We start from the raw sequence: 534 nt of genomic DNA, 5'->3' as shown, positions 1-534 counted from the left end.
GCACCTGTCGGTCCCATTAGAATTAATGTAAAATAGTTTTCTATCCAATTTAATTCTTTTAAGATATTAAATTGCTTCTCTCCTAATGCATTCTGTTCTTTTAAATCATAGCTATCTAATGTCTTATGTTCGGGGAAATCAGCCCATTTCATAAATCGTTCAACGTTCTTTTTTTCACGGCTTGTCAACTCGTAGGTTAAAAGTTCATGGATGAATTCATGGTACGTCCAACTTTTCGCTTCTGCTTTTCGTAAGATATTTGGTAGCTCTTTTGCTGTTTCGGCAAGACGGAGTGTGCGACACTTCTCCTGTAAACTGATCATGGGGTTTGTCATGCGTGCCGCCCTCCGCTTAATACTTTTAGATAGGCATCTTCGGGACGCTCAGGTGCTTTTAAATCTCTATATTTCTCATTTATTTGAGGAGCTTCTGTATTCAGATTTTTTCTCTTTTCTAATGAGAAAGCTATGTCTCTGAAATCATTCCCACTAATCAATCGAAGTTTTTTCACTTCATTTAACGCTTCTTCTAAAC

Annotated in this window: 1 protein-coding gene and 1 pseudogene; both read right to left on the bottom strand. The window is 37.1% G+C overall.

Features of this window, described 5'->3' with window-relative positions:
• The coding region (locus ACOI1C_RS22760; RefSeq protein ID WP_422512902.1) for an ATP-binding protein at positions 1–335 on the bottom strand (335 nt) is incomplete at its 3' end.
• Positions 332–534 (bottom strand): annotated as a pseudogene (locus ACOI1C_RS22755) (IS21 family transposase); the annotation flags it as partial. The pseudogene ACOI1C_RS22755 and the gene ACOI1C_RS22760, both read right to left, overlap by 4 nt.

Origin of the sequence: Bacillus sp. DJP31 (assembly GCF_049310945.1) — a bacterium.
GTDB lineage: Bacteria > Bacillota > Bacilli > Bacillales > SA4 > Bacillus_BS.
The sequence above is the reverse complement of the archived record's forward strand: the minus strand, read 5'-3'. Positions and strand labels throughout refer to the sequence as shown.